A 22,369-nucleotide genomic window follows, 5' to 3' on the forward strand; every position below is an offset into this window, starting at 1 on the left:
TAGTCTGCCAGATCAGGGGTGGCTGGTTATTGGACGCCGATCACCCCTGAAACTGGCCCAGTGTTGCAGGCCGATGCACAGGCCCACGCGATCGAAGGCGGCAGAGCGGCATCGGGCGGAGCGGCGTTTGCGGCCAACGTCGTCGCCCTCTACAACCATGAGACCTCCGAGTTCTGCAGCGGCGTCCTCATCACGACGACGGCCGTTCTGACCGCGGCACATTGCGCGACCATGCATGACAAGATCAGCGTGTTGCTCGACGTACCTGCACGCGGCCAAGCCGGACAGGACACGGCGCGGCCGGTTCTACGGTCCATCCCCCATCCAGGCTGGATCGCCCGGCGGCAAGTGCCGATTGATCGCGGCGATTTGGCGCTGCTCCTTTTGGCTGCTCCCGTTCCCGCCTCTTACCGGCCTGCCGTGCTGTTGGACCGAACGGCCAGCACCGGCAGCGGTCTTGTTGGGCCGGGCCAAGGGTTCCACGGCATTCTGGCGGGATATGGAAGTGCGACCTGGTCGGTCGCGTCGGGGGTGGGACGCTTGCGCCACCTCGACCTGGAGGCCGTACTCTGGACGTGGGGAAAGACAGAATTTCTAATGGAAACCAAGGACGGCAGCGGATGCGATGGGGACTCTGGAGGTCCGCTTTACTTGCACACCCCCTCGGGAGGTCTGGCCGTGGTGGCGATCATCAGCCGCAGCCTGTTGAGCTACGGACCTCGTGTCTGTTCCCATCGGCTGGGGCTGACCGATCTGACGCCGTACCGGCAATGGATCGATGAAGTACTCGTTATGCACGGCTCCGGGTTCGCCACATGGTTGGAACTACCCCGGTTGCCAAAGCTACCGGATACTTCCCACCACCACCGTCAATCCTGAGCGGAGCCGATCTGCAATAGTGGCCCCGTCACGCGGCCTTTCGTTCAAACCGGTACACCGCGCAGCCCAACTCCGGAGGCAGCACCAGACGGCTCAGTTCCAAGTCGTGAGTGACTGTGAAATTGTTCTGCCGGCGGTAATCGCGCCAATTGCCCGACGCGAATTCATACCGGCTGCCGATGACAAGATAGAGTTCGACATGGTCGGTTTCGAAGACAAACCGCTCGAAAGCGTTGTTGGCCGGGGGCCACGAGCACAAGACCACCTTGGTCTTGTGCATCCGCAGCGCTGCGCGAGCATCTAATTTGATAACGCTGTCAGAGTATGTCACGGAGGATTGCCAACTGTGACTGTCCGTCGCGATGATCGATACGCCGACGTCCTGCAGGAATCGGGTCAAAGTTCCGTCTCCGGCGGCGATTTCCAGGCAGGGGCGCGAGCCGATCAAGCCCGCCAAATGAGTTATGAGTTCTTTGGAATAGAAACAATAAATACCTTTGGGCTCAACCAGAGGCATGAGCATGTGCCGTTGCCGGATCATCGGCCATATCAACTGGAACCAAAACATCGATACTGGCTTTCGCCTAAATCCGTCGAGAAATAACAGATTACCCATCAAGAATTTATCAATGCATCCGAGTTTTTGCGATTTAACATTCTTCCCCGCGAAGCGTGACAAATCCTTAATGACAAAGGCAGCCATTCTGACTTGTGCAAATCGTGATAAATAAGCTTTATAGTTAGACGAGTTAGGGAGCGTCTTGCTCAGAAGAACGGTCAGATCTTGATGATGTTCTATGGTTTGTTTAGTAAATTCCGCTAAATCCTGAGGGTTTCCGCGTTCGAGAATGCCGCTGATTTTGCGCTCCACGATGCGCCAGTCACGCGGGAGCGACGTGCGCAAGTCCTCCAACGTCCGGGCCTGGCGTAAGCGGATCAGTTTCTTCTCGCTGGGTGTCATGATCGAAGCTCTTTCCTTCCAAATGATCATGTAACGCCGATTGGGTTGCTCACGCTTTGCTTAACAAGCGGAGTACGGGCGTACCGATGGTCGAACAGGGGACTGGAAGACGACCAGCCCGTTTCGGACGTTTGGGCACGGCGCGAAAGGTTGAGAGGCTGCGGGCCGAACGGACGCTACGCCCGGCCCGCGAAGGTTTAGAACCAGAAGCGAACACCGGTGACGAACGACACTGCACTTGCGTCCTCGCCGTGCCGCCGCGTGATGTCGGCGGTCTCGCCGAGCTTGCGCTCCCAATTGACCCCGATGTAAGGCGCGAACTCCCGGGCCACCTCGTAGCGCAGCCGCAAGCCAAGCTCAATATCGGTGATGCCGCGCCCGAGATCGAGTTCCCGCACGCGCCGCGCCGACACATTCATCTCGGCGACCGGTTGGAGGATCAGACGCTGCGTGATGAGCAGGTCGTACTCTGCCTCGAGCCGGGCGCTCAGGGCGCCGTCCTCACTCAGAAAAGCCTGGGCGTTCACGTCGAAGAAATAGGGTGCTAACCCTTGGAATCCGGCAACCGCGTAGGTTGTCTGCGGCTGGGGCCGCACATCGTGACGCACACCGACCTGGACATCCCAGAACTCCGACACCAAGCGGCTGTAGAGAAGCTGGAACTCGGCCTTCTCGGCTCCGCCCTCGACTGGCTTGCTGCCTTTCGCATTGAGCCAGAGCTTGTCGGTGTCGCCACCGATGAAGCCTTTGATGTCCCAGTCGAGCGTGTTTTCACCGTCTTTCCAGCGATGCTCGAGGCGGTCGACCAGCAGGGTCGACAGGATCGCCGGTTCCTCGTGGAACTGTTGAGCATGGGGTGGGTCGGCCGCGTTGGCTGCGGTCGCCGTCACCACAAGCGTGAGAGCCCCGGCCAGGAGTAGGACCCGTCTCAGGCCCGATGTGATCATGCGCATGCGTCGCTTCCTGTCAGAGGCTGGCCGTGCGGCGCTCGACGATGAACCGCGTCATCATGCCCGAGGCCATGTGGTAAAGCAGATGGCAGTGGAACGGCCATTCCCCAGGCTCGTTCGCGGTCAACTGCACCGATGTGGTCTGTCCCGGAGGAACGAGAACGACATGCTTTTTGGGCAAGCGGTCCTTCTGACCGTTTTCGAGTTCCACGAACATCCCATGCAGGTGCATGGGATGAGCCATCATGGTCTCGTTCACGAAGCGGATGCGGATGCGGTCGCCATAGGCCACCCGGATCGGCGTGCCCTGGTCGAACTTCGCGCCGTTCAGGGTCCAGATGTAGCGGGACATCATGCCTGTCAGCCGCACAACGATTTCCTGGGTGGGCTCACGAGGGTCGCGGGTTTTGGAAAAGGCCCTCAGGTCGGCGTAGGACAGCGCCTTGGTGCCTGGCGGGGTGGCGGCGTCCGCCCAGCCAAGCGCCCGGTCCGAGCCCTTGGCCGCTCCCTGTTCCATGCCGGCCATGGTTCCATGATCCATGCCCGCCATGGTGCTGTGGTCCATGCCGGGCATCGATCCGGCGCCCATGCCCATCATGGCGCTGTGATCCATGCCTTTCATTGAACCATGGTCCATCCCGGCCATCGGACCCTGCTTCATTCCAGGCATGGAGCTGTGGTCCATGCCCGGCATCGCGCCGTGGTTCATCCCGGCCATCGATCCGTGATCCATGCCCGCCATGGAGCCGTGGTCCATGCCCATGTCGGCCATCGTCAGGATGGTGCGCGGGCGGCGGGCGGGGAGGTCCCCCGACATCCCTTCGCGGGGAGCGAGCGTCGCCCGGGCAAAGCCTGTACGGTCGATCGGTTCGGCGAAGATGGTGAAGGCCTTGTCTTCCTGCGGCAGTACAAGGACATCGTAGGTCTCGCCAACGCCAAAACGGAACTCGTCGATCTTCACCGGCACCACATTCTGCCCGTCGGCCGCCACCACCGTCATCGGCAGGCCCGGAATGCGGACATCGAAGATCGTCATCGCCGAAGCGTTAATGATGCGGAGCCGGACACGTTCGCCAGGCTTGAAGAGCGCCGTCCAGTTGTCCTGCGGTCCCTTGCCATTGACCAGGAAGCTGTAGCCGGTCACGTCGGCCAGATCGGTGGGCTCCATGAGCATGTCGCCCCAGTCAAGGCGATTGCGCACGGTGGCGTCCAGACCATCCCGCTCGGCATCCCGGAAGAAGTCGAACAGGGTCCGTTTCGATCGGTTGTAGTAGCCTTCGCTGACACTGCCGAGCTTGAGTTTTCTGAGCACGGAGGCGGGCCGCTCCGGCGTGTGGTCGGACAGCACCACGACGTAATCGCGGTCGGCGCGAACGGGTTCGCGCTCGGCCGGTTGGATGACGATGGCGCCGTACATCCCCTCCTGTTCCTGTCCGGCGGAGTGGCTGTGGTACCAGTAGGTGCCTGCCTGGCGCAGTTGGAACCGGTAGGTGTAGGTGTCGCCCGGCATGATGGGCTGGTAGCCGTTGAATCCGGGGGCGCCGTCCATGACGCCCTGGAGCAGCAGCCCGTGCCAATGGATCGAGGTTGGTTCATCCAGCCTGTTGGTGACATGGACGACCACCTCCTGCCCTTCGCGCCAGCGAAGCGTCGGGGCCGGGATCGAGCCGCCGATGGCGATGCCGTGACTGGTGGCACCGTCGATCGTCAGCCGGGTGCGCTCGACCGCCAGATCCAGCGTTTGATGCGCCGTCGCGAAAGCGCGGCGCTCGGGGTAGAGTGTCACGACGCCCGCAAGCCCCGCCAGTCCGGCGAGCTTGAGGGCATCGCGGCGGGAAAGCCCGCGCGATGCCGTGTTCATGGAACTCTCCCTCAGCGCGTGAACGCGACCTTGCCGACCATGCCGGACTCGTAATGCCCCGGCATGTTGCAGGCGAACTCCAGTGCGGTTTCCTTGGTGAACTTCCAGGTCAATTCCTTGGTTTCGCCCGGCCCCACGAGCACGCTGTTGGGGTCGTCGTGCTTCATCTCGGCCATGCCCATCTTCGAATGGTCCATGCCGTTCATGCTCGTGTTGATGCCCGTCGGCGTCAGCATGCCGTGCTCAACCATCATCGCCATCTCCTTCTGATGGGCGGCGTGCATGGTAGCAGTGCCGATGTTGAACTCGTGCAGGAAATCGCCTTTGTTCTTGAGAACGAAGCGGACCGTTTCGCCCGCCTTCACCGAAATCGATTCAGGCTTGTAATAGTTATCGCCCAATTCGACCTGCACGACCCGCTTTGCCGAGGATGCCTTTGCCGGCTCTCCAACGGCGGCGGCATGCCCGTGACCGGGCTCGCCTGCGCCTGCAAGGGCAAGCCCCGGAACGGTCAGCAGGGCAATGCCAGTCACTAGGGAGGCGGCGGTCAAAGTACGGATGTTGTGACGCATGAAGATTTCCTTTGGTTGTGTTTCGAAAGCAAGCATGGGCACACCGGGGGCCGAGGCCCGGCCGGAGTGATGTGCGGTGGCGGATGGACGGAAGCCGCGGTCAGGACGGGACGAGAAGCGCCTTCAGCAGCCGGCGGCACCCGGGACGAATGCGATGGACATGCAGCTCCGTCTCACGCTCGGGCCTTCGGCGGCCGCCGGGGTGGGGAGATCAAACGGCCGTTTTGCGGTCCATTGACCACCAGGGCGACGCGGACGCGGGTCCATGCGACGGAGGATACGGCAAACCTGTCTGGTCCATGCGCCAGCACAGAGCACGCCGTCATGCAGCACCCGTCGTCAGGCCCCTCAGGGCTGGGGTCATGGTTGTTGCCAGGGGCTCGCTGGTCGCCGATACGGTCATGGGGAGTGGCGAGCGTGGCGCAATCGGTCGCGGTGTTCTTGGCGGCGCTCTCTCCGATCTGGTGGATCGGGCGGGCCGAGGCGGCGACCGGCGTCATGGACGGAGCGCTTCCTCCCCAGACGAGGAGCAAACCGACTATTGCGGTCAGGAGGAAGCGGATGTCGACACCGGTCACGCCGCACCCTTGCGCAGACCCTGCGGCAGGGAGGCGTCGATGCCGACCGCGTGTACGATGGTGGCCGGAGTCACATCATTTTGCCCTGCCAAGAACCGACGGATGTCATCGTAGCGCACGCGAACATCATCCATGGTCTGATAGTATCCAAGAAGTTCACGCAGGGGAGCCGACATATCCTTGTGGGCAGCTAAAACCGCGACCAGAGCTCCCAGCGATAATCTCTCCTCAATCACTAGATACCCGCCGATGCTGTAGAAGAAGAACGGGGTGAGGTGAGTGATGAAATTGTTCAGGCTTTTGATGAAGAATTTGCGTCGGTAGATCTCGAGCCGTATGATTTGCGCCCGTCTGAGGGAGCGTGAGACAGCGAGGACCGGATTCGGATGCATGCCTTGGCTGCGAGGGTCGGCATCCGCAATTGCGGCCCCGAACGAACGCATTTCCCGTGACCGCTGGCGCGCTAGGGCGCTGACCCGGCGTTGCAGGCGGGGAATCAAGGCGATCTGAACTGGAACCAGCGTCATGGCGGCGGCGCCGAGCACTGGGTTTTGAAGTACCATGAATACTAGGATGGTCAGAAAGGTGCCGCCCTCGAAAGCTGGCGTCAAAAAGGCTTCACCTGCGAAACCGGCGATCGGATCAACCTCCTGCACCAGCACGGGAATGATCTGTGAGGGGGCGCACGGTTTTTTCCCCCGTGACCAAGCCTGGAAGACGGCAAAGCGCATCCGGCGCGTCATGCCTTCCGACAGGTGGCCCTTGAGGAGGTTGATGCCGTATTTGACGCCGCCGCTCACCAGAACGGCTGCGAGATAAAACGCGCACAGTACGAAGAGCAGTTCATAGGAAGTCAACGTCACCCCGAGCACCGCAACCGCCTCGGTCTCCGTGCTCAAAGCCCGGTTGATGATCTGCTTCGGCAGTTCGAGAACCGCGTAGAGCAGAGGCAAAGACGTCAATGCGGCCACAAGCAGAACGAACTGCTGCCGTTGCGTGTGTTTCAGAACGTAGCGGTACAGATTCGCCGGGAACGGAGCGCGTAGTTCCGGAGACGGTGCAGTCGGCTGGCAGGCCAGACGCCGACGCACGAGGCCGACCGACCAAACCACCAGCAGGGTAAGAAACGCGACTGGCATCGCCAGTAGGACGACGTGGACGACGAAATGCATCCACCAGTGGGAGCTGGGGAACACACTAGTGATGATCCACTCACTCAGCTGGTGGATGTGGTCTTGCAGGATGGCCCAGTTCATTCGGCACCTGCCTTTCGATGCGACCTCGTTCGAGTGGCGGGTACCGGGGTCCATCGCTTGCGGTCTGGTGAAGCAGCGTCCCATATTCCCGTTCGCCACAGCGAACTGATCGCAGTGCCTCCAGCCACCATTCCTGCGAGACGAAAGGTGCGGATCAGAGATTGGGCATGCACGCTTCTCGCCATCGCTTGTCCACGTCGTCCGTAGCGGTGAAACCAACGCTTCGCCATCGCATCAAATCGTTGCGTGCCAAAGCCTGACTGCGATTAGAGCGTCCGCATGTTGCAGTTGTAGGACGCGAATGTAACAAATTGTTGCGGGGCTTCAGGGAAGGTGGCGCTGCCGATTTTGCCCCCAAATTCACATCGTTGTGGCCGGTCGGGACCCCTTGTTCGTTCCGCCCTAATCACATGAAATCGCTTTTGGGTGGATTATAGAGAAGGTCAAAATGGAAATTGCAATTATGGAACGATGTATATGGAGTGGCGTGCCATCACCCAGCTCCTCATCGTTGTCGTTGGATTTCACGACCGGCAGACAACTACCGCTTACCGGATTCATTGCGGCACACGGTACCGATCCAGCTCTGTTCTCCAGCATGGTCTCTCCGCAACACTGCGCATCGGCTTCTGCTGCGTCAGGGAGCTTGGGGATAGATCAATGGGTATTGTGCATGACCGGTGCCAAAGCAGCACACCCAAACTTGGTGGGGCGGCCGTGCGACATAATGATTGCCAAAGGCACCGATACGTAGGAACCAAGCATGACTATCAACCAGATAGCCGCTCTACAGCGTTTCCGCGCTGAAATGCAAGGTTGTTCACTGGCCAGCCCAGCTTCTCTTTGGGGGCCCTGGGGCACCTTTCAACGGTCAGCCCAAGGCAGCGTGATGGTGACGCATAGGCCACCGTCCGGGTGGTTATCAAGGCTGATATCACCTCCATGCGCCCGGATCGTTGTGCGCGCGATGGTCAAGCCAAGACCGAAGCCGCCGGTTTCCCGGGAGCGGGAGCGCTCCACTCGATAGAACGGGTGGAACACTTTCTCCATCTCGGCCTCGGGTATGCCGGGGCCCTCGTCTACCACCTCGACATGGATTTTGCCGTTGCCCACCGACAGGGTGACGCGCGCACGCGCTCCGTATTTGACTGCGTTGTCGATCAGATTCATGAAAGCGCGCTTGAGCATCACCGGACGGCAGCGCACCGGAACATGGCGCGCACCGGCATACTCCGCGCTGTACCCGGAATCGGTCAGCGTGTCGCAGATCGTCGCCAGCGTGACCGCCAGATCGATCACCTCGGTTTCCTCCTGCACGCCGTCATCGCGCAGGAAGGCCAGCGTTGCCGAAATCATCGTCTCCATATCGGAGATCTCGCTCAGCATCTTGGCATGCTGTTCGTCGTCTTCGACGAATTCAGCCCGCAATCGCAGGATGGTGAGCGGCGTCCGCAGATCGTGGGACAGGGCCGCAAACATCTGCGTACGGTCGGTTAGCAGCCGCTGGATGCGCTTTTGCATCTCGTTAAAGGCGTGAGCAGCCAGACGCACCTCGCTGGGGCCGGTTTCAGGCAGCGGCGGGGCGGTGACATCGACGCCGAGCCGCTCGGCGGCACGGGCCATGGCACGCAAAGGTGCCGTCGTGGAACGGATGAGAAGGACGGACAGGCCGGCCACTGCCAAGGCCATCAGGCCGGTCGACAGCAGTAAGCCATGCGGGGTGCTCGGCGGCTGCTCGGCCAGAATGTAGCGTAGGTTGAGCCAACTCTCGTCTGGCAACTGTGCAGAGACCAGCAGCATGTGACCACCGTCGCCCGGGTGGTCGGGGTCTGCGGCGAAGGCAAGGTAGAGGGGGCGTTCGCGCTGGTCAGGCGTGGCTTCGCGCAGACGGTTGAGCAGCGCATCGAGTTGAGGGTCACCGGGGTTCGTGGCTGTTGTCAGCGGCACGCGGCTCCAATGAACGTCAAGCCGACGGCCCGACAGCAATTGCGCGGTCCGCTCGCGTTCGCTTGGCTCGGCCTTCAGGACAGCGGCCCGCACCGTCGCGATCCGTTCCGCCGCTTCATGCTCAATTGAATTGCCAAATTGAGATAGAAGATCGATGCGATAGGCACCGATGCTGGCCAAATGGGAGAGCGTTAGCCCGGCCATCATCACAGCGATAGTGCGCGCCGCCATACTGTCCGGAACCAGACGGACGCGCATTACAGCCGTTCCACCGTCGCAGCGAACACATAGCCTGCACCGCGCACAGTCTTGATCATGCTTTGCTCAGCGTCCGTCTCGACCTTGCGCCGCAGCCGGCTCACCTGGACATCAATCGTCCGATCGAACGCCGAGGCCGCCCGGCTGCGGGTGATGTCGAGCAGTTGATCGCGCGTAAGAACGCGCTGGGGGTTCTCAACGAAGGCGAGGAGCAGATCATATTCGCCGGTGGTCAGCTCGACCAGCGCCCCGTCGGGCGAGCGCAATTCACGGCGTACCAGATCCAGCTGCCAGTCGGCAAAGCGCAGGATGCGTCCGCCGCTGTTCGGCGGATCGAACTGATCGCCCGGCATGGTCGTGCGGCGCAGGACCGCCTTGATGCGCGCCAGCAATTCCCGCGGATTGAAGGGTTTGGCGACATAGTCGTCGGCCCCCATTTCCAGACCGACGATACGATCGGTTTCCTCGCCCATGGCCGTCAGCATGATGATGGGCACGGCCGAGGTCGACCGCAGTTCACGGCACAGTTTCAGCCCGTCATCCCCAGGCAACATCAGATCGAGAACGAGGAGATCGATGGGGCCGTTGCGCAGGCATTCCCGCATCTCATAGCCGTCGCGGGCAGCGGTGACCTTGAAGTCGTGCATGCGGAGAAACCGCCCCAACAGGTCACGGATCTCTTTGTTGTCGTCAACAACCAAGATGTGATGCAGGCTCATGGTGCTCGAACAGGTTTTTACAGTTGGGGTGCCACGGGTGAGATCGATACGAGGATCGCGCTGGAAGTAAGATCAGTAAGCGGGAAAAATGAATATGCAGGTTCCCATTACAGTTTGAAATATGCTGAATCGATCGGAGTTTGCCAGCGTCCCAATACCTGAGAGACCACGGCGCCATGACGAAGCGAACAGCGCCCAAATACGCTCCTGAACTGCACGGACGCACGGTGCGAACCGTATAGTAGCATGCGGGAAAGCGCGCTTCATAGTGGGCAGTGAGCCGGCCGGTCGCGGCGATAACTGGCTGCAATTCTGAGACACCGGGGGCTTGGTCTGAGAGAACGTGAGACCCGGTCGCTGGATGGGACGAGATCAGACGGACAGCCATTACTGCGATGGACCGGGCGGGCGTGTTGTAGGGCGCAGCCGCATCACCCCCGCTCCACCGGGCCCGAGAACACGTAGCCGACGCCACGCACCGTCTTGATCATGGACTGCTCCGGTCCCGCTTCGATCTTGCGGCGCAACCGGCTGACCTGGATATCGATCGCCCGGTCGAAGGGCAACGCCGCCCGGTTGCGGGTAATGTCCAGCAGCCGGTCACGCGACAGGGTGTGGTGGGGATTCTCCAGAAAAGCGACCAACAGATCGTATTCGCCGCCCGTCAGGTCGACCAGCACGTCGTCGGGGGACCGCAGCTCGCGGCGAACCAGATCAACCGTCCAGCCAGCAAAGCGCATGATGCGGTCGGCGGAGGCCGGCTGCTTCGGATGGCCGTCGGCCGCGCCGGTCCGGCGCAGCACCGCCTTGATGCGGCTGAGGAGCTCACGGGGGCTGAACGGCTTGGTCATGTAGTCGTCGGCACCCATCTCCAACCCGACGATGCGATCAGTCTCTTCACCCATCGCGCTCAGCATGATGATCGGGACCGCCGAGCCCACACGCAGCTCTCGACAGAGCTTCATTCCGTCATCACCCGGCAGCATCAGGTCAAGCACGATCAGGTCGACAGGCCCATTCTTCAGGCATTCGCGCATCTCATAGCCGTCGCGGGCAGTGCTGACCTTCAGGTCGTGCTTGCGCAGGATACGGCCCAAGAGGTCGCGGATCTCCTGATTGTCGTCGACGACGAGGATGTGGTGCATGGTCAGGCCAAGGTGGCTGGAAGGACAATCGAGGCATCAAATGGGATTGGATAATGACGCTCACACGCGTCCAGATAGACCATCCATCCGCCGACGGCCAGTCCCTGCGCGAACACGACGCACGCCGCTCCTGCATTCAGAAACACTTCGTTACACTCAGCGGCAAATTCTGAAACAGAACTGGTCATACAACGAAGGTGTAGAGAAATGGATGAGGGCTTCACCAGGGAAGGCATCCCGCCGACCATTGAGCCCCGCCCTTCTACGCTCCCATAGGAGGTGCATCATGTCGTTCCGGACCCTCGCCACCACTGCCGCCATCGCCGCTACCCTCATCCTGTCGGGCACCATCGCCAACGCCGCAGACCCCGGCACGCATTGCGAAAGTCGGATCCAAACGGTGAACGCCATGCTGAACGGCGGCAACCCCAACCTCGGGCGTACCGCCCGCTCTCTGGTCGAGCGCAATGCCGCGATGGGCGCCTACCTGCACGAACAGGGTAAGCATGCGCAGGCGCACGGCTATCTCGACTTCGCCCTCGGCAAGGCTTCCGCGCCGGCCGGCTGAAGCGCCACATCTGCAGGGGGCATCCTCCGGTGCCCCCTGCAACTCCGCCTCGCGCGGCCATTTGGCCCGACCTCATTCATCTGAATTGATGAAGCAGCACGGCGTCCGCCTGCATGGGGCGGTGGCGCCTGCTGCGCCTCCTCATGCAGGGGGGATGCTGTTCATCGCAAGAACTATATGAACATCACCCGAGCCGCATATGAGGATGAGGGTAGGAAGACCGCCTCGTTTGATCCTGATCAACGCCGGAGCGCCGGGACCCTGCTTCACTGCGTGGCAGTCCGAGCGACACACGGTCCCGTCGGACCCAGGAGGATGGAATGGGGGGCATCGGTCGGTTTTTGACGGCTCTTGCAGTGATGGCGGTCCTGCTGCTCGGTGCAGCGGGCAGCGCATCAGCGCATGCCGTCATGACCGATCACGGCGCCGTCCATAACGACGCCCCCTGCACCGACCACGAAGACCAAGGGACGCTGCCCTGTGACTATCCTGATCAGGAGCCTCACCATGCCATGCCCATGGCGGCTCCCTGCTGCCCGAGCCTCGAGGCGCCGGCGCGCATCACGGTGACCCGCGTCACCGTGATGAGCCGCATCATTTGGCACCCGGCCGCAGAGCCCTTGTTGGCAACGCTCCTGATCACGCCCGAACCGCCACCGCCCCGAACCGCCGCCTGACGACCGACCGCGATCTGATGCAACGGATCGCCAACGCAGACGACACCCGTCATCAAAGAAAATCGTCGCATCCCGTGCTTGTCCGGCTCAACCGGAACAGTATGGATGCGGCTGGACAGGCGGAAACCGGAACCATGACCGACACACACCGCACACGCCTGGCGCGCGCACTCCTCACCATGACCGCCGCCCTGCTGATCGGCAGCGGGGCCGCGGCAGCGGTGGAGCCGAACACCGACATCGCCCGCTTCATCGAGACCGCCCGGCGCATGAACCCTGAGGTCGCGGCAACGGCCCTGGAGACCGACGCTGCGACCGCGCGCATCGCGTCCGCCGGAGCGCTCGACGATCCCAAGTTCAAGGTCGAGCTCGAATTGCCGCGTAGCGGTCCCGGCTACCTGCCGCGCTACCGCGCCGGCCAGGAGCTCTATCAGGTCCGCCAGATGTTCCCGCTGTGGGGCAAGCGCGACCTGAAGCAGGAGATCGCCGCAGCGGACAGCCGCAAGGCCGCCACGGCCCAGGCCGAGGTCGCCAACCAAATCGCTTACCGCGTCAAGGTCGCCTACGCCGAGTACCACGCAGCGCATCTCGCGGCCGACGAGACGCGCAAGCTGCTCGGGACCGTCCGGCGTCTGTCCGATCTGGCGCGCGCCCGTTACGCCCAGGGACCAGGCAAGCAACAGGACATCACCGGCGCCAACGCCGAAGCCGGCGCGCTCACTGCCGAACTCGCGCGGATGGATGCCGACCGCCACCGCGCCCAGGTTCGGCTGAACGGTCTGCTGGCCCGCTCGCCCGAGACGCCCTTGCCGGCGAAGCCCCTGCCGCGGCCGGTGCCGCCGCTTGAGACGCTGCCGGCCGACGCGCTGGTAGACCGCGCGCGCTCCGACTTCCCGGCGGTGCGCGCCCAGCTTGCGCAGATCGATTCGGCCGACGGGAGCCGCCGCCTCGCCGAGAAGAATGGCTACCCCGACGTCGAACTGGGCCTTGGCGCCATACGGCGCGACGGCCGCTTCGACGGCTATCAGGCGATGGTCGAGGTCAATATTCCGCTCTATGCCGACCGCCGCCAGGCCGAGCAGCGGGAGGCGGCCTCGATGGCCGGCGCGGCGCGGGCGAAGCTGGAGCAAATCCGCCTCGATGTCGCGACGGACGTGCATGAAGCCTACGCCATGCTGGCCGCCCTCAAGGAGCGCAAGCGCATCGTGCGGGAGATTACCCTGCCGCAGGCGCGCATCGCTCTGGAAGCCGCCACCCGCGGCTATGAACTGTCGCGCGAGGAATTCGCCAACCTCCTGCAGGCGGAGCAGACACTGCGCCGCGCGCTGGTCGAATACGTGAACGTGACATTCGAGGAGCAGGTCCGGCTTGCCGAGATCGAGCGCCTGGTCGGAGGTGAACTGTGAGCCGCTCCCCAGCCCTTCTCGCCGTCCTGATGGCCGGCACCATCGCCGCCGGAACGCCGGCCTTCGCGCAATCTGCCGGTGGAACCGGCCATGCCAGCCATGGCGCTCCCGCCGAGGCACAGTCCGCCGGATCGGGGAAGATCCTGTACTACCGCAACCCCATGGGTCTGTCCGACACATCCCCAGTTCCGAAGAAGGACAGCATGGGGATGGATTACGTGCCAGTCTACGAGGGAAAGGATACTCCGGCGCAGGCGGCCACGCCGGCGCCGAATGCGGCAGGTCCACGCAAGATCCAGTACTACCGCAACCCGATGGGCCTCCCGGACACCTCCCCGGTGCCGAAGAAGGACCCGATGGGCATGGACTACGTGCCCGTCTATGAGGGTGAGGACAGTGCGTCGGGCACCGTCACCATCAGCCCCGACAAGGTCCAGAAGCTTGGCGTGCGCACCGACACGGCGACGCGGCGGGCGATCTCCCGCCAAGTGCGGGCGGTCGGCACCGTGCAGGTGGACGAGCGCCGTCTCTTCATCGTCGCGCCGAAGTTCGAGGCCTGGATCGAGAGACTGCTGGTCGACACCACCGGTGACACGGTCCGCAAGGGCCAGCCGCTGATGGAGGTCTACAGTCCCGAACTGGTCCTGGCCCAGCAGGAATACCTCGTCGCCCGCCAGGGCGGCGCCCAACTCGCCGAGGCATCACTGCAGCGCCTGCGCAACCTCGACGTCCCCGAGGAGGAGATCGAGCGGTTGCGCAAGACTGGCAAGGCGTCGCGGACGCTGAGCTACCGCGCGGCGGCCGACGGCGTGGTGTTGGAAAAGTCGGCCGTGCGGGGCATGCGCTTCATGCCCGGCGAAGCGCTCTACCGCATCGCCGACCTGTCGAACGTCTGGCTGGTCGCCGACGTGTTCGAACAGGACCTCGGCTACGTCAAGCTGGGCCAGGAGGTCGACGTCACCGTCAACTCCCTGCCGGGCAGGACCTTCACCGGCAAGGTCAGCTTCGTCTACCCGACCCTGACGGCCGAGAGTCGCACCGGCAAGGTGCGGGTTGAGTTGCCCAACATTGACGGCCTGCTCAAGCCGAACCTCTACGCCACTGTGCATCTGAATGCCGACCTCGGCGCCATGACTGGGCTGGCCGTGCCGGACTCCGCCTTGCTCGACACCGGCAAACGGCAAGCGGTCCTGGTGGAGATCGGCGAGGGTCGCTACGAGCCGCGGGACGTGAAGGCCGGCGCCCGCGCCGACGGCTTCGTCCAGATCCTGGCCGGGCTGGAGGAAGGCGAGCGCGTGGTGGTGCGCGCGAACTTCCTGATCGACTCCGAAAGCAACCTGCGTGCAGCCCTGAGCGCCTTCGGCGGCGGCGGCGGCCAGCACCAGCACCAATAACGGCGGAGGGCATTGCCATGATCGCCGCCATCATCCGTTGGTCCGCGCGCAACGTCGCGTTGACCCTGATTGGCACGCTGTTCCTCATCGCCGCCGGCGCCTATTCGGTGTCGCGCATCCCGCTCGACGCGCTGCCAGACCTGTCCGATGTGCAGGTCATCCTCTACACCGACTATCCCGGCCAAGCGCCGCAGGTGGTCGAGGACCAGGTCACCTACCCGCTGACCACCGCCATGCTCAGCGTGCCAAAGTCCAAAGTGGTCCGCGGCTTCTCGTTCTTCGGCGCGTCCTTCGTCTACATCATCTTCGAGGACGGCACCGACATCTACTGGGCGCGTTCGCGCGTCCTGGAGTACCTGAACTTCGCCGCGAAACGGCTGCCCAACGGCGTCACCCCGACGCTGGGGCCGGACGCGACCGGCGTGGGCTGGGTCTACCAATACGTCGTGCTCGCCAAGGACCGCACGCTGGCCGAGTTGCGTACGCTGCAGGACTGGTATCTGCGTTACCAGCTGACCAAGGCGGAAGGCGTGTCCGAGGTGGCGAGTGTCGGCGGCTTCGTTCAGCAGTACCAGGTGGTCGTCGACCCCCAGAAGCTTCAGGCCTACGGGGTGCCGCTGGCCAAGATCGCGCAGGCCATCCGCACATCGAACCAGGACGTCGGTGGCCGCGTCGTCGAGATGGCGGAAACTGAGTACGTGGTGCGCGGGCGCGGCTACCTGCGCGGCGCCAAGGACATCGAGGAGATCGTCCTCAAGGTCGATCGCGGCACGCCGATCCTCCTGCGCGACGTGGCGCGGGTCGAGATTGGCCCGGACGAGCGCCGCGGCCTCACAGAACTGAACGGGGAAGGCGAGGTGGTCAGTGGCGTGGCGCTCCAGCGCTATGGCCAGAACGCTCTGAGCGTGATCCAGAACGTCAAGAACAAACTGACCGAGCTGAAGGCCGGCCTGCCGGAGGGCGTCAGCATCGAAAGCGTCTACGATCGCTCCGAGCTCATCCTGCGCGCGGTGGAGAATCTCAAGGGAACGCTGATCGAGGAGAGCGTGATCGTCGCGCTCGTCTGCATCGTCTTCCTGCTGCATGTCCGCAGCGCGCTGGTCGCCATCGTCACGCTGCCGGTCGGTGTGCTGATCGCCGTCATGGTGATGGACGCCATGGGGATGACCTCGAACATCATGAGCCTGGGCGGCATCGCCATCGCCGTCGGCGCCATGGTCGACGCCTCCATCGTGATGATCGAAAACGCCCACAAGCGGCTGGAGCACGCCCCCCCAGGGGCCTCGCGCGTGCAGGTGCTGATCGATGCGGCGGTGGAGGTCGGGCCGGCGTTGTTCTTCAGCCTGCTGGTCATCACCGTTTCCTTCCTGCCAGTCTTCACTCTGGAAGCGCAGGAAGGCCGGCTGTTCAAGCCGCTGGCCTTCACCAAGACCTTTGCCATGGCGGGGGCGGCGTTCCTGTCGATCACGCTGGTGCCGGTGCTGATGATGCTGTTCGTGCGCGGCCGCATCATCCCGGAACGGAAGAACCCGGTGAACCGCCTGCTGATCTGGCTCTACCGGCCGCTGATCAAGCTGGTGCTGCGGGCCAAGATCCCGACGATCCTGATAGCCATCGGCCTGCTCGGTTGGTCGGTGATCCCCGCTTCCCGCCTCGGCAGCGAGTTCATGCCGGCGATCAACGAGGGCACCATCCTCTACATGCCGAGCACTCTGCCTGGCCTGTCGATCACCAAGGCGGCCGAACTGGTGCAGACACAGGACCGCATTCTCAAGAGCTTCCCCGAGGTGGAGTCGGTCTACGGCAAGGCCGGCCGCGCCGCCACGGCCACCGACCCGGCGCCCACCGAGATGTTCGAGACGGTCATCAACCTGAAGCCAAAGTCGGACTGGCGGCCGGGCATGACCTACGACGCCCTGGTGGCGGAGATGGACAAGGCCGTGCAGATGCCCGGCATCTCCAACGCCTGGACGATGCCGTTGCGCGCGCGCATCGACATGCTCTCGACCGGCATCCGCACGCCGATCGGCATCAAGGTATTCGGCAAAGACCTGGAGGAGATGGAACGGCTGGCCCGCGAGATCGAGGCGGTGGTCAAGCAGGTTTCCGGCACCACCAGCGCCTACGCCGAACGCATCGTCGGTGGCTACTACCTGGAGATCGACCCCAACCGCGAGCAGTTGTCCCGCTATGGCCTGACCGTCGGCGACCTGCAGGACACCATCTTGACGGCGTTGGGCGGTGAGATGGTGACGACCACAGTGGAAGGTCGGGAGCGCTTCTCGGTCAACGTCCGCTACCCGCGGGAGCTGCGCAGCAACCCCGACGCCATCGCCAGCCGAATCCTGCTGCACCCCGAGGCCGGTGGCGCCATTCCGCTGGGCCAGCTCGCTTCGGTCCGGCTGACCAAGGGGCCGGCCACCGTGCGAACGGAGAACGCATTGCTGTCGGCCTATATCTACGTCGACATCCGCGACCGCGACATCGGCGGCTACGTCGCCGACGCCCGCAAGGCGGTGGCCGAGCAGGTGCAGATGCCGGCTGGTTACTACGTCACCTGGAGCGGCCAGTTTGAGTACATGGAGCGTGCGGCGGCGAAGCTGAAGATCGTCATCCCGGTGACGATCGCCATCATCTTCCTGCTGATGTACCTGAACTTCCGACGCATCACCGAGACGCTGATCGTCATGCTGTCGCTGCCCTTCGCGCTGGTCGGCGGCGTCTGGTACATGTCCCTGCTCGGCTTCAACCTCTCGGTGGCCGTGGCGGTCGGCTTCATCGCTCTGGCCGGCGTCGCCGCCGAGACGGGCGTGGTGATGCTCATCTACCTCGACCACGCGCTGGCGGACATGAAGCGCCGCCGGGCCGCCGAAGGCCGGGCCATGACGGCGGCCGACCTCTACGAGGCCATCATGGAAGGCGCCGTCGAGCGCGTCCGCCCGAAAATGATGACCGTGGTGGCCATCATGGCCGGCCTGCTGCCGATCATGTGGAGCACCGGCACCGGCTCGGAGGTGATGCAGCGCATCGCCGTGCCGATGATCGGGGGCATGATCTCCTCCACCGTGCTCACCCTGCTGGTCATCCCAGCCATTTATGCCCTGGTCAAGGCGCGCGACGTGGAGCGCCCCGCTCCCGAAGCGCCGCCGTTGTCACCCATTGACCGCACCTCCACCCATCCCACAAAGGAAACCGCCATTGCTTCGTAAGCTTACCGTCGCCGCTCTCCTCACCACCATCAGCATCGCCCCCGCCGCGTGGGCGCAAATGGACCACCCTGGTCATGCCACGCCGGTCGCCCAGCCGGCGGCGGGCACGACCGGGACTGTCAACGCCGTTGATCCGGCGAAGCGCCTAGTCAACCTCAGCCACGGCACCATTGCGGCGCTCAGCTGGCCGGCGATGACCATGGACTTCATGGTCGCCCCGGGTGTGGACCTCAAGCCCGTGAAGCCGGGCGACCCGGTCGCCTTCACCGTCGGAAAGGACGCTGCTGGGATGTACCGCATCGAGACGCTCACGCCGGTGAAATAGGCGCACCCCCTTCGCCCTCGCGCGGGCGCGGCGTCCAGACGCACCGCCCGCGCGAGGGCGCCATGGAGCAGGAGGACCGTCATGACGATGAGAAAGCGCCAAAGGAAGGCGACCGTCCGGTCGCCCTATGCGCACGGTTCGGTGATGCAACGGCTCCGGGGAGCGCGCTGGGGGCTTTTGCTCGGTGTCGGGCTGGTGGGCGTCCACTTGATCGCCGGCTCCGCGCTCTTCGAGAGCACACCGGCCGCAGCCGCGGATCTCACGGTCTGGAAGTCGCCGACCTGCGACTGCTGTGGCAAATGGATCGAGCACATGCGGGCGGCGGGGTTCTCCATCGTTGTCCGCGACGTGGAGGACATGCACCGGATCAGGACCGGGCAGGTGGTTCCCGAGGCGTTGCGGTCCTGCCACACCGCCATGATGGACGGCTATGTCCTGGAAGGACACGTGCCCGCTTCGGACGTGAACCGGTTGCTGACGGAAAAACCTCAGCTGAAAGGGCTGTCGGTGCCAGGCATGCCCGCGAGCGCGCCGGGCATGGACCATCCCGGCCACCCGTACGGTGTCGTCACGTTCGGGAGGACCGGCGGTGGTCTCTATGCGAGCCATTAACGGTGGACACGGGGCAGAGGAGGAGCGCGTGATCGAGCGCAATGCTCACGACACCGCGCCGGGACCCCACCGGGCGGGCCGGGGGCGGGCGCTGACCGGGACCGGCATGGACCTCATCGTGGTCGCCCAGCGGTTTCGCTACGCTGTGGCCCGGTTGCCGCGCGCAACCGCAGGCCTCCGTCCGGCCGGCGTGACGAGCGGGCTCCTGCTGGCCCCCGTGTTGGACGAGATCACTAAGGCGCGCCGACGACGCATCGGATGGCAGGCCATCGCCACTGAGCTTGCGAGGGCTGGCGTGCACAAGCTGAGTGGCGCGCCGTTCACCGCTGCCGATCTCCGCACCTACGCAAACCGGCTGTCCAAACGGCAAAATGGAGGAGGGAGCAAGCCATCGGAACCAGCGTGCGGGCGATGAAAGCCGTTATCCAGCGTCGCCCTGCCCACCATCCCGTCAGGTTGGAAAGACAGGTTTGCCAATTTGGCATAACCCACAACCCGGCGCTGAACACCGGCGACCAGAAACACGGGGAGGGAAGCTCATGAGAGGACGTCCGACCTCCGGCCGCGTGCTCATCTACAGCCACGACACGTTCGGGCTCGGCCACCTGCGCCGCTGCCGCGCCATCGCCCACGCGCTGGTCGAACGGTACAGCAACCTGTCCGTGCTGATCCTGTCCGGCTCGCCCATCGTCGGCAGCTTCGACTTCCGCGCGCGGGTGGACTTCGTGCGCATTCCCGGCGTGATCAAACTGCGCAACGGGGAATACACCGCGCTGAACCTGCACCTGGACATCGCTGAGCTCCTCGCCATGCGGGCCTCGCTAATCCGCCACACGGCGGAGGTCTACCAGCCCGACCTGTTCATCGTGGACAAGGAACCGCTCGGCCTGCGCGGCGAGGTGCGCGAGACGCTGCACGACCTAAAGCAGCGCGGTGTGCCGCAGGTGCTGGGCCTGCGCGACGTGATGGACGAACCGGCCCTGCTCGCCCCGGAGTGGGAGCGCAAAAAGGTCCTCCCGGCGCTGGAAAGCCTTTACGACGAGATCTGGGTCTACGGCCTGCCGCAGGTCTGCGACCCGCTGGAGGGAATCGACGTGCCCCAGTCGGTGCGCAACAAGATGGTCTACACCGGCTACCTGCACCGCACCGTGCCTGCCGCCGTGCCGCACGGGCCGGGCCTGCCGGAGGAGCCTTACATCCTGGTCACCGCCGGCGGCGGCGGCGACGGGGAGGCGCTGGTGGACTGGGTGCTGCGCGCCTACGAGAGCGACCCGGGCATCCCCTACCGCGCCCTGCTGGTCTTTGGTCCCTTCATGCAGCCGGATTTGCAGGCGGAGTTCCTGGCCCGCGCCGAGGTCCTACCGAAGGTCGAGACCACCGCCTTCGAGACGCGGATCGAGCGGCTGATGCAGGGGGCGGTGGGGGTGGTCGCCATGGGCGGCTACAACACCTTCTGCGAGATCCTGTCCTTCGACAAGAAGGCGCTGATCGTTCCACGCGAGACACCGCGGCGCGAGCAGACCATCCGCGCGGCCCGCGCGGAGGAGATGGGGCTCGTCTCCGTGCTGATGGACGACGGCGTGCGCGACGCCAGGGCCATGGCGACGGCGCTGCGCCGGCTGCCCTGGCAGCCCGCCCCGTCCTCCGTCACCGTGCCGGGCCTGCTCGACGGGCTGGAGAGCGTCAACCGCCTCGCCGGCCGGCACCTGCCGGTGCAGCCGGTGGCCGAACAGCTGGCCAACGTCGCGTCCGAACGCAGGATGGCCGCCGGGGAGTGGGCATGACCGTCGCGGCGTTCGTCCCATGTCCGTTGCGGTCATCGTCAAAGGCTGGCCGCGCCTGTCGGAAACCTTCATCGCGCAGGAGATCCTGGGGCTGGAGCGGCGTGGACTGCGTCAAGTCATCGTCAGCCTGCGCCAACCGACCGATAAGGCGGTCCACGATCTGAACCGGCTCATCACGGCCCCCGTGACCCACCTGCCCGAATACCTGCACCAGGCAGCGTGGTGCAGGGATGCGGGAATGGCGGCGGCTTGCGGATTGGCGTAGATACCGCGTCTCGTTCATGTCCACCACCGCCACCGACCAATGCCGTTCAAGGGATGCGAGTAGCAGCGGAACAGAAAACCTAGGTAAGGGGTATTATTGGCATCTGGAGCTTTTGCCTGAGGCACGGTCGGAGTTTGCCCTAGGCGAAGATCCTTGCTTGCTCTGCCACTACACTGCCGCCTGATATCCCCGATCACTGTTGCTCGCGCACCCAAAGGCGGCTCATATGGATGGCCAGCTTTTCCGGGTCGATGCGGAGGGCGTGCGCTACTGCCTGCACCTCACTCAAATTTCCAGACCACCGTCCGGACAGCCACTCCGTAGGCACGTTGCCTTCAGCACCAGGGAACGCCGCCAGAGCCGCCAGCAGCTGTGTGAGCGATGAAGCCGTTTCGAACTCTATATAATGGGAAGTGGTGTCAGGCGTTGGTCTGAAACCCCGCTTTTTTAGTAGCCAAGTCGCAGCTTCGGCCCAATTGACCACCACCTTGCCGTCTTCACGGTGGGATGCCAGTTCTTTGGCACTCAGGGCATTTCGAACGGCGCCCTCTCTCATATCGGCCAGTAGCGCCAGTTCTCGGACGGAAAACACGGCGGTTGATCGCTGGTTCGGGTCCGATAGCTTTTGCCGAGCCCGGAACATGTCCAGCACTTGGGTCGTCAGTGGGTCCTCGGGCCAGGCCGCGGGCTCGCCGTAAGCATTGGTCCGTGGAACCAAATCGATGAAAGACGCCAAAGCCGATTCCTCAAAGTCCCCACTGGGCTCCAGGGCGCACAACCCCATGGCGAAGTCGTACATGAGCAACAAGGGCATACCGTTCCCAAACTGGGTCAGGTCGACCTTTTCCGGCTGATCGTCTGCATAATCCCCTTCGGCCGGGAAGCCCGCGAAAGCAACGGCGGCATCCTCCCCTTTCAGTCGGGCGAGGTGGTCAGCGATCAGGAGAATTCCTTGCTGCAACTCGCGAACATAGTCTTCGCGGCGGATCATTACGGCTGTCTC

Annotated in this window: 20 protein-coding genes; 11 read left to right on the forward strand and 9 right to left on the reverse strand. The window is 63.8% G+C overall.

Annotation, left to right across the window (positions count from 1 at the left end; all coding sequences use genetic code 11):
- Window positions 1–60 precede the first annotated feature (60 nt).
- Window positions 61–879 (forward strand): trypsin-like serine protease, encoded by an 819-nt coding sequence (locus tag TSO5_RS19890; protein ID WP_158282458.1) that lies wholly within the window; start codon window positions 61–63, stop codon window positions 877–879.
- Window positions 880–907: 28 nt separating this feature from the next.
- On the opposite strand, the gene TSO5_RS32325 is transcribed toward TSO5_RS19890, so the two are convergent.
- The 8 genes from TSO5_RS32325 to TSO5_RS19930 form a co-directional block, all read right to left on the reverse strand.
- Window positions 908–1,840 carry an SAM-dependent methyltransferase gene (locus tag TSO5_RS32325; RefSeq protein ID WP_146203813.1) on the reverse strand — a complete coding sequence of 311 codons (933 nt, stop codon included), beginning with the start codon at window positions 1,838–1,840 and terminating at the stop codon, window positions 908–910.
- 197 nt (window positions 1,841–2,037) lie between these two features.
- Window positions 2,038–2,793 carry a copper resistance protein B gene (locus TSO5_RS19900; RefSeq protein WP_109153182.1) on the reverse strand — a complete coding sequence of 252 codons (756 nt, stop codon included), beginning with the start codon at window positions 2,791–2,793 and terminating at the stop codon, window positions 2,038–2,040.
- Window positions 2,794–2,806: 13 nt separating this feature from the next.
- Window positions 2,807–4,651, reverse strand: coding sequence for a copper resistance system multicopper oxidase (locus TSO5_RS19905; protein WP_109153183.1), 1,845 nt, complete (start codon window positions 4,649–4,651; stop codon window positions 2,807–2,809).
- A gap of 11 nt (window positions 4,652–4,662) precedes the next feature.
- A complete protein-coding gene (locus tag TSO5_RS19910; protein WP_199230949.1) occupies window positions 4,663–5,223 on the reverse strand; it encodes a plastocyanin/azurin family copper-binding protein in 561 nt (186 codons plus the stop codon).
- 574 nt (window positions 5,224–5,797) lie between these two features.
- Window positions 5,798–7,057 (reverse strand): ABC transporter ATP-binding protein, encoded by a 1,260-nt coding sequence (locus tag TSO5_RS19915; RefSeq protein WP_109153184.1) that lies wholly within the window; start codon window positions 7,055–7,057, stop codon window positions 5,798–5,800.
- 864 nt (window positions 7,058–7,921) lie between these two features.
- Window positions 7,922–9,262, reverse strand: coding sequence for an ATP-binding protein (locus TSO5_RS19920; RefSeq protein WP_109153185.1), 1,341 nt, complete (start codon window positions 9,260–9,262; stop codon window positions 7,922–7,924).
- Window positions 9,262–9,981 (reverse strand): response regulator, encoded by a 720-nt coding sequence (locus TSO5_RS19925; protein WP_109153186.1) that lies wholly within the window; start codon window positions 9,979–9,981, stop codon window positions 9,262–9,264. Before TSO5_RS19925 ends, TSO5_RS19920 begins: the two co-directional genes overlap by 1 nt.
- 431 nt (window positions 9,982–10,412) lie before the next feature.
- Window positions 10,413–11,126, reverse strand: a complete 714-nt coding sequence (locus TSO5_RS19930) for a response regulator (RefSeq protein ID WP_109153187.1) — start codon at window positions 11,124–11,126, stop codon at window positions 10,413–10,415.
- Window positions 11,127–11,412: 286 nt separating this feature from the next.
- Between TSO5_RS19930 and TSO5_RS19935 the strand changes: the two genes are divergently transcribed.
- From TSO5_RS19935 to TSO5_RS19980, 10 genes are all read left to right on the forward strand, one after another.
- Window positions 11,413–11,694, forward strand: a complete 282-nt coding sequence (locus TSO5_RS19935) for a hypothetical protein (RefSeq protein ID WP_109153188.1) — start codon at window positions 11,413–11,415, stop codon at window positions 11,692–11,694.
- Window positions 11,695–12,014: 320 nt separating this feature from the next.
- Entirely contained in the window at window positions 12,015–12,371 is a 357-nt protein-coding gene (locus tag TSO5_RS19940; protein WP_109153189.1) for a hypothetical protein, read from the forward strand.
- A 134-nt stretch (window positions 12,372–12,505) separates the two neighbouring features.
- On the forward strand, window positions 12,506–13,777 hold the full coding sequence (locus tag TSO5_RS19945) for a TolC family protein (protein ID WP_158282459.1): 1,272 nt from the start codon (window positions 12,506–12,508) through the stop codon (window positions 13,775–13,777).
- Window positions 13,774–15,171 carry an efflux RND transporter periplasmic adaptor subunit gene (locus TSO5_RS19950; RefSeq protein ID WP_247870839.1) on the forward strand — a complete coding sequence of 466 codons (1,398 nt, stop codon included), beginning with the start codon at window positions 13,774–13,776 and terminating at the stop codon, window positions 15,169–15,171. Before TSO5_RS19945 ends, TSO5_RS19950 begins: the two co-directional genes overlap by 4 nt.
- 17 nt (window positions 15,172–15,188) lie before the next feature.
- Entirely contained in the window at window positions 15,189–18,380 is a 3,192-nt protein-coding gene (locus tag TSO5_RS19955; RefSeq protein ID WP_109153191.1) for an efflux RND transporter permease subunit, read from the forward strand.
- Window positions 18,370–18,705, forward strand: coding sequence for a copper-binding protein (locus tag TSO5_RS19960; protein WP_158282460.1), 336 nt, complete (start codon window positions 18,370–18,372; stop codon window positions 18,703–18,705). The genes TSO5_RS19955 and TSO5_RS19960 overlap by 11 nt, the downstream gene beginning before the upstream one ends.
- 81 nt (window positions 18,706–18,786) lie before the next feature.
- Complete coding sequence (locus tag TSO5_RS19965; protein ID WP_246458209.1) at window positions 18,787–19,317, forward strand: DUF411 domain-containing protein; 531 nt, start codon at window positions 18,787–18,789, stop codon at window positions 19,315–19,317.
- A 28-nt stretch (window positions 19,318–19,345) separates the two neighbouring features.
- A complete protein-coding gene (locus TSO5_RS19970; protein ID WP_136706029.1) occupies window positions 19,346–19,732 on the forward strand; it encodes a hypothetical protein in 387 nt (128 codons plus the stop codon).
- 124 nt (window positions 19,733–19,856) lie between these two features.
- Window positions 19,857–21,101, forward strand: coding sequence for a glycosyltransferase (locus TSO5_RS19975; protein ID WP_109153193.1), 1,245 nt, complete (start codon window positions 19,857–19,859; stop codon window positions 21,099–21,101).
- A gap of 19 nt (window positions 21,102–21,120) precedes the next feature.
- On the forward strand, window positions 21,121–21,366 hold the full coding sequence (locus TSO5_RS19980; RefSeq protein ID WP_199230950.1) for a hypothetical protein: 246 nt from the start codon (window positions 21,121–21,123) through the stop codon (window positions 21,364–21,366).
- 193 nt (window positions 21,367–21,559) lie between these two features.
- On the opposite strand, the gene TSO5_RS19985 is transcribed toward TSO5_RS19980, so the two are convergent.
- A complete protein-coding gene (locus tag TSO5_RS19985) occupies window positions 21,560–22,357 on the reverse strand; it encodes a hypothetical protein (protein WP_109153194.1) in 798 nt (265 codons plus the stop codon).
- Window positions 22,358–22,369: the final 12 nt, after the last annotated feature.

The sequence above is a fragment of the Azospirillum sp. TSO5 genome, from assembly GCF_003116065.1.
Lineage (GTDB): Bacteria > Pseudomonadota > Alphaproteobacteria > Azospirillales > Azospirillaceae > Azospirillum.